A 7,778-nucleotide genomic window follows, 5' to 3' on the forward strand; every position below is an offset into this window, starting at 1 on the left:
GCTGGGCGCCGATCTCGCGCTGGCGGCGCTGGCGCTCGGCGACCTGCGTCCGCCGGCGGGGCGCGGGGCGCAGCAGCGGCTCGAGGCGCCCGGCGGCCCCTTCACGCTGATCGACGAGAGCTACAACGGCAATCCGGCCTCGGTGAAGGCGGCGATCGAGAATCTCGGCCGTATCCCGGTCGCCGGGCGCGGGCGGCGGATCGCCGTGCTGGGCGACATGCTGGAACTCGGGCCGACGGGTCCCGACCTGCACAAGGGGCTGGCGCCGGCGATCACGGCCAACGGCATCGACAGCGTCTTCGCCTGCGGCCCGCTGATGCGCGGGCTCTATGACAGCTTGCCTTCGACCCTGCGGGGGGCTTATGCCGCCCAGGCGAGCGGGCTCGAGCCGCTCGTGCTGGACACCGTGCGGGCCGGCGATGTCATCATGATCAAGGGGTCGCTCGGTTCGCGCATGGGGCCGATCGTCAAGGCGCTGACGGCCCGCTTTCCCGCCTCGTCGGCAGAAGACTAGAACAAGAGACCGCAACAACAATGCTCGTCTGGCTCGCCGACTTCTCGGGCACGTTCCCCATCCTGAACGTCTTCCGGTACATCACCTTCCGGGCCGGGGGAGCGACCGCGACGGCGCTGCTGGTCGTGTTCTTCTTCGGGCCGGCGGCGATCTCCTGGCTGCGCATCAAGCAGGGCAAGGGCCAGCCGATCCGGACCGACGGGCCGGAATCCCATCTCGCCAAGCGCGGCACGCCGACCATGGGCGGGCTGATGATCCTGGGCGGGCTGCTGGTGGCGACGCTGCTCTGGGGCAATCTGCGCAACCCCTATGTCTGGGTCGTGCTCGGCGTGACGATCAGCTACGGCGCGATCGGCTTCTATGACGACTATCTCAAGGTGACCAAGCAGTCCCACAAGGGCTTCTCCGGCAAGGCGCGGCTGGGCCTCGAGATGGTGATCGCCCTCTTCGCCTGCTGGGTGGTGATGCAACTCGGCCCGCCCGCGATCGCATCGGGCTTCGCCATGCCCTTCCTCAAGGAACTCGTGATTCCGCTCGGGATCTTCTTCCCGATTGTGACGGCCTTCGTCGTCGTCGGCGCCGGCAATGCGGTGAACCTCACCGACGGGCTCGACGGCCTGGCCATCGTTCCGGTGATGATTGCGGCGGCGACGTTCGGCTTCATCTCCTACCTGACCGGAAACGCGATCTTCGCCAATTACCTGCAGATCCATCACGTGCCCGGCGCCGGCGAACTCGCCGTCGTCTGCGGCGCGGTGATCTGAGCCGGCATCGGCTTTCTCTTTTTCAACGCGCCTCCGGCCCAGATCTTCATGGGCGATACCGGTTCGCTCGGCCTGGGCGGCCTGCTGGGCGTCGTCGCCGTCGCGACAAAGCACGAGATCGTGCTGGCGATCGTCGGCGGGCTCTTCGTCATCGAGGCGCTCTCGGTGATCATCCAGGTCTTCGTCTACAAGCGCACCGGCAGGCGCGTCTTCCTGATGGCGCCGATCCACCACCATTTCGAGAAGCTGGGCTGGACCGAGCCGCAGGTCGTGATCCGCTTCTGGATCATCTCCGTGGTGCTGGCGCTGATCGGCCTGTCGACGCTGAAGCTGCGCTGAGATGACGCCCGTCACCTGTTTTGCCGGCAGGCGCGTCGCGCTGTTCGGGCTCGGCGGCTCAGGGCTCGCCACCGCACTGGCGCTGATCGCCGGCGGGGCGCAGGTCGAGGCCTTCGACGACAATCCCGCGAGCCGCGAGACGGCGGCGGGGAAGGGCATCCCGGTCGTCGACCTCGCGAAGGCAGACTGGTCGCGCTTCGACAGCCTGATCCTGGCGCCGGGCGTGCCGCTGACCCATCCCGCGCCGCATTGGACGGTCGAAAAGGCCAAGGCCGCCGGGATCGAGATCATCGGCGACATCGAGCTGTTCTTCCGGCAGCGGGCGGCGATCGCGCCGGCAGCGCCGGTCGTCTGCATCACCGGCACGAACGGCAAGTCGACGACGACGGCCCTGATCGCCCATGTGCTGCGGGCCGCCGGCCGCGACGTCCAGATGGGCGGCAATATCGGCACGGCCGTGCTGGCGCTGCAGCCACCGGCCGACGGCCGCATCCACGTCATCGAATGCTCCAGCTACCAGATCGACCTCGCCCCCTCGTTGGCGCCGAGCGTCGGCATCCAGATGAACCTGACGCCGGATCATCTCGACCGGCACGGGACCTTCGAGCAATACGGCGCGATCAAGGAGCGGCTGGTCGCCGCGGCCGACATCGCGGTGATCGGGGTCGATGACGAGCCGTCGAAGCAGATGGCGCGCCGACGTGCGGCCTCGGGGCGGCCCGTGGTCAAGATCAGTGGCGAGCAGCCGCTCGACGACGGCGTCTTCGCGGGTGTGACCGCCAATGCCGGCACGCTGGAGACGCGGATCGTCCAGGTGCTCGACGGCAAGCCGCGCATCGTCGCCAATCTCGCCCGAATCGGCTCGCTGCGCGGCTCGCACAACGCGCAGAACGCGGCGGCCGCCTTCGCCGCCTGTTTCGCGCTGGGCCTGACGGCGCCGGAGATCGCGGCGGGCTTCGCCAGCTATCCTGGCCTCGCCCACCGTATGGAGGAGATCGGTCGCATCGGCCGCGTCGTCTTCATCAATGATTCCAAGGCGACCAATGCCGATTCGACCGAAAAGGCGCTGACGTCCTTCCGCGACATCTTCTGGATCCTCGGCGGCAAGGCCAAGGAGGGCGGCATCGAGTCGCTACGCCGCTATTTCCCCAACATCGCCCGGGCCTATCTGATCGGCGCGGCGAGCGACCTCTTCGCCGCGACTTTCGACGCGGACGGCCGCGTCGCCTATCTGCGCAGTGGCACGCTCGACGCTGCCGTCGCGCAGGCGACGCAGGATACGCTCGCGCATGGCGGGCAGGGGGAGATCGCGGTTCTGCTGTCGCCGGCCTGCGCCTCGTTCGACCAGTTTCCCAATTTCGAGGTGCGCGGCGATGCCTTCCGGGCGCTGGTCGAGGCGCTGCCGGGCTTCGAGCCGTTCGGCGCGCGCTAGGCTTTCGGCGCCGCCGGCGCGCCGCTGGGGCATGGCGGCCATCCGCTGCGCAACTGGCCGGCGCGCCGCGAAAGCGACATGTCTGACGGGCGCGTCCGGCCGGCCGGTCACGCCCCGCCATTGAGGATCGATGATGAGCAGCGCCCCGAATTTCGACGAGCGGATCGACCGCCGTGGCACCCATTCTTCGAAATGGGACATGATGGAGCCGCTCTATGGTGTGCCGGCCGCGGACGGCATCGCCATGTGGGTCGCGGACATGGATTTCCGGCCGCCGGCCTGTGTCCAGGCGGCGCTCGAGGGCATGGCTTCCCATGGGCTCTACGGCTATTTCGGCGACACCCGAGCCAATCACGACGCGATCTGCTGGTGGATGCAGAGCCGCCATGGCTGGGAGGTCGAGCCGGCCTCGATCTTCACCGTGAACGGCCTCGTCAACGGCACGGCGCTCTGCGTCGCCGCCTATACCAAACCGGGTGACGGCGTCGTGCTGATGACCCCGGTCTATCATGCCTTCGCCCGCGTCATCGCCGCGGCGGGCCGGCAGGTGGTCGAGTGCCAGCTCGCGATCGAGAACGACCGCCATGTCCTCGACATCGCCGCCTGGGACGCGATGATGACCGGCAAGGAGCGCATGTTCGTGCTCTGCTCGCCGCACAATCCCGGTGGGCGCGTCTGGACCCGCGAGGAACTGCGCGCGATCGCGGAGTTCTGCGTCCGCCACGACCTGATCCTGGTCTCGGACGAGATCCACCACGATCTCGTCATGCCCGGCCACAAGCATCAGGTGATGGCGCTGGCGGCGCCGGAGATCATGGACCGGCTGGTGATGATGACCGCCACCACCAAGACCTTCAATATTGCGGGATGCCATGTCGGCAACATCATCGTCCCCGACAAGGCGCTGCGGGCGCCGCTGGCGGCGGCGATCAACGCCGCGGGTGTCTCGCCGAACGCTTTCGGCATGATGATGGCGACCGCCGCCTACAGCCCTGAGGGCGCGGCCTGGGTTGATCAGCTGGTCGTTTATCTCGACGGCAACCGGCGCCTGTTCGAAGAGGGGGTGAGCTCCATCCCCGGCGTGCGCGCGATGCCGCTGGAGGCGACCTATCTCGCCTGGATCGACTTCGCCGGCACCGGCATGGCGACCGCGGAATTCACCGCTCGCGTCGAGAAGCAGGCGCTGATCGCGGCCAATCACGGCCCAAGTTTCGGCAAGGGCGGGGCGTCCTTCCTGCGCTTCAACCTGGCGACGCCGCGCTCCGTCGTGGCCGAGTCGGTGGATCGGCTGAAGCGCGCTTTCGCCGACCTGCAATAGCTCCGGAGTGGGTTTCGGAATCATTCCGTTAACTCTTCATTGACAGAGTGATTCGGAATGGGAGCGGGTTTCGGCCCGCTCCGCGCCTGTTCTGGAGCCCCTCATGGTCTCGCGCGCCGAACCTTCTCTCAGCGGCCGCTGGTGGTGGTCGATCGACCGCCTGATCCTGAGCGCGCTCGTCGCGCTGATGGTCTCCGGCGTCGTGCTGCTGATGGCCGGCGGCCCGCCCGTGGCGGAGCGGCTCGGCCTCTCCACATTTCATTTCGTCAACCGGCAGGCGATCTATCTCGTCGCCGCGATGACGGTCTTCGTCGGCGTCTCCTTCCTGACGCCGCGCCAGGTCCGGCGTCTGGCCCTGCTCATCTTCACCGTTTCGCTCGCCATGGTGGTGGCGACGCTTTATCTGGGGGTCGAGGTGAAGGGCGCGCGGCGCTGGCTCACGCTGGGGCCGATCGGGTCGATCCAACCCTCCGAATTCCTCAAGCCGGCCTTCGTCGTCCTCGCGGCCTGGGCCTTCGCCGAGGGCACGCGCCGGCCCGATCTGCCGGGCACCTGGCTCGCCTTCCTGCTGCTGCCGGCGACGATCGCGCCGCTCGTGCTGCAGCCGGATTTCGGGCAGACCATGCTCGTCACGCTGGTCTGGGCCGGGCTGTTCTTCGTCGCCGGGCTGCACTGGTTCTGGGTGCTGGGGCTCGGCGGCGCCGGGGCCGCCGGCATCCTGATCGCCTACCAGCTCGTGCCCCATGTGCGCGCCCGCATCGAGCGCTTCATGGACAAGGGTTCGGGAGACACCTTCCAGATCGATACGGCGCTGGAGAGCTTCGCCCAGGGCGGATGGCTCGGAAAGGGTCCGGGCGAGGGCACGGTCAAACGCATTCTGCCCGACGCGCATACCGACTTCATCTTCGCCGTCACCGCGGAGGAGTTCGGCATCGTCGTCTGCATCCTCCTGGTGATGCTCTTCGCACTCATCGTGCTGCGGGCGCTCGTCATCGCCCAGAAGGCGGAGGACCCCTTCATCCGGCTGGCCGTCACCGGGCTTGCTTTGCTCTTCGGCATCCAGGCCGCGATCAACATGATGGTGAACCTGCACATGATGCCGGCCAAGGGCATGACGCTGCCCTTCATCTCCTATGGCGGCTCGTCGCTGATCTCGCTGGCGATCGGGACCGGGTTTCTGCTGGCCTTGACGCGCAAGCGGCCACGCGCGGTCGATTTCGGTCGATTCAGGAGCTGACCCGATGGGACAGGCCAAGCTCGTCATCCTCGCCGCCGGCGGCACGGGCGGCCATCTCTTCCCGGCCGAGGCCCTGAGCCACGCCCTGCGGGCCAGGGGCATCCGCATCGTGCTGATGACCGATCCGCGCGGGGCCGAGTTCGCCGGCGACTTCCCGGCCGACGCGGTCATCCCCGTGCCGTCGGCGACCCCGTCCGGCCTCTCTCTCTCCGGCAAGATTCGTGTCGGCATGGAAGTGGCCAAGGGCGTGCTCACGGCGCGCCGGATCGTCAGGGACCTCAAGCCGGGGCTGGTCGTCGGCTTCGGCGGCTATCCCACGGTGCCGCCCGTGCTCGGCGCGGCGCTGGGCGGGGTCAAGACCATGGTCCATGAGCAGAACGCCGTGATCGGGCGGGCCAACCGCTTCCTCTCGGGCTGGGTCGACGCGATCGCGACCGGTTTCGCGGAGGTGGGCGGCCTCACGCCAAAGGCCCGTGAGAAATGCCGCCATGTCGGCAACCCGGTACGTCCGGCCGTGGTGGCGGCGGTTTCGCCCTATGCCTGGCCGGGTCAGGGGCCGTTCCACCTCCTGGTCTTCGGCGGCAGCCAGGGCGCGCGCGTGATGGCCGACATCCTGCCGCCGGCGATCCAGTTGCTGGCTCCCGAGGAGCGATCGCGGCTGGTGATCACGCAGCAGGCCCGCGCCGAGGACGACGGCCGCGTCAGCGGGATTTATGGGAGCCTCGGCGTCCAGGCCGAGATCGCGCCCTTCTTCAAGGACCTTCCGGCCCGGATGGCGAAAGCCCATCTGGTCATCGGGCGCTCCGGCGCCTCGACGGTCGCCGAGCTGACCGTGATCGGACGCCCGGCCATTCTCGTTCCGCTGCCGGGCTCGCTCGACCAGGACCAGGCGGCCAATGCCGCCTTCCTCGAGAAGAACGGTGCCGCCATCCGTGTCCTGCAGCCGGATTTCACCCCGCGCTGGCTGGCGGGGGAACTGTCAAAGCTGATGCAGCAGCCTGCGCACTTGACGGTCATGGCCGAGAGCGCGAAGAGCGCGGGAATCGCGGACGCCGCGGATCGACTCGCCGCCGTCGTCACGGACGTCGCCGGCTTCTAGCCTCATCAGGGATCGCTGCATCATGAAGCTGCCGCCGAAGCTCGGCTCCATTCATTTCGTCGGGATCGGCGGCATCGGCATGTCCGGCATCGCCGAGGTGCTGCACAATCTCGGCTACAAGGTGCAGGGCTCGGACGCTTCCGACGGCGCCAACGTCAAGCGCCTCGCCGAGAAGGGCATCACCACCTTCGTCGGGCACAAGGCGGAGAATCTCGGCGAGGCCGAGGTCGTCGTGGTCTCGACCGCGATCAAGCGCGACAATCCCGAGCTCGTCGCCGCTCGCGAGAAGCGGCTGCCGGTGGTGCGCCGGGCCGAGATGCTGGCCGAGCTGATGAGGCTGAAGAGCTGCATCGCGATTGCCGGCACGCATGGCAAGACGACGACGACCTCGCTGGTGGCCACGCTGCTGGAGAAGGGCGGGCTCGACCCGACCGTGATCAATGGCGGCATCATCAACGCCTACGGCACCAATGCCCGCATGGGCGAGAGCGACTGGATGGTGGTCGAGGCCGACGAATCGGACGGCACCTTCCTGAAGCTGCCGGCGGACGTCGCCATCGTCACCAATATCGATCCCGAACATCTCGACCATTTCCATACATTCGACGCGATCAAGGAAGCCTTCCGCAACTTCGTCGAGAATATTCCCTTCTACGGCTTCGCGGTGATGTGCCTCGATCATCCGACCGTGCAGGAGCTCGTCGGCCGCATCGAGGACCGCCGCGTCATCACCTATGGGGAAAATCCGCAGGCCGACGTGCGCCTGCTCGACGTCGATCTCGAGGGCGGCGTGTCGAAGTTCAACGTGCTGCTGCGCGACCGCAAGACGTCGCAGGCGATCTATCTCGAAAATCTCGTCCTGCCGATGCCGGGCCATCACAATGCGTTGAACGCGACGGCGGCGATCGCCGTCGCCAATCAGCTCGGCCTTTCACCCGAACAAATCCGCAAGGCGCTTGCCGGCTTTGGCGGCGTGAAGCGGCGCTTCACCAAGACCGGCGAATGGAACGGCGTGCAGATTTTCGACGACTATGGACATCATCCCGTCGAAATCGCCGCCGTGCTGCGCGCGGCG

At 67.8% G+C, this 7,778-nt stretch carries 6 protein-coding genes and 1 pseudogene; all 7 read left to right on the top strand.

Annotated elements, in window-relative coordinates:
* Positions 1-514: glutamate ligase domain-containing protein (locus Q8M82_RS00030; RefSeq protein ID WP_305689353.1), on the top strand; the 514-nt coding region annotated here is incomplete at its 5' end.
* A 20-nt stretch (positions 515-534) separates the two neighbouring features.
* Positions 535-1,617, top strand: a pseudogene (gene mraY, locus Q8M82_RS00035) (phospho-N-acetylmuramoyl-pentapeptide-transferase).
* A 1-nt stretch (position 1,618) separates the two neighbouring features.
* A complete protein-coding gene (gene murD, locus Q8M82_RS00040) occupies positions 1,619-3,049 on the top strand; it encodes a UDP-N-acetylmuramoyl-L-alanine--D-glutamate ligase (RefSeq protein WP_305689354.1) in 1,431 nt (476 codons plus the stop codon).
* A 133-nt stretch (positions 3,050-3,182) separates the two neighbouring features.
* Positions 3,183-4,367, top strand: a complete 1,185-nt coding sequence (locus tag Q8M82_RS00045; protein WP_305689355.1) for a MalY/PatB family protein — start codon at positions 3,183-3,185, stop codon at positions 4,365-4,367.
* Positions 4,368-4,470: 103 nt separating this feature from the next.
* Positions 4,471-5,604: an FtsW/RodA/SpoVE family cell cycle protein gene (locus tag Q8M82_RS00050; protein ID WP_305689356.1), complete on the top strand. Its 1,134-nt coding sequence runs from the start codon at positions 4,471-4,473 to the stop codon at positions 5,602-5,604.
* Positions 5,605-5,608: 4 nt separating this feature from the next.
* Entirely contained in the window at positions 5,609-6,703 is a 1,095-nt protein-coding gene (gene murG, locus Q8M82_RS00055; RefSeq protein WP_305689357.1) for an undecaprenyldiphospho-muramoylpentapeptide beta-N-acetylglucosaminyltransferase, read from the top strand.
* 22 nt (positions 6,704-6,725) lie between these two features.
* Positions 6,726-7,778: UDP-N-acetylmuramate--L-alanine ligase (gene murC / locus Q8M82_RS00060; protein ID WP_305689358.1), on the top strand; the 1,053-nt coding region annotated here is incomplete at its 3' end.

It is taken from the genome of Allobosea sp. (assembly GCF_030694325.1).
Lineage (GTDB): Bacteria > Pseudomonadota > Alphaproteobacteria > Rhizobiales > Beijerinckiaceae > Allobosea.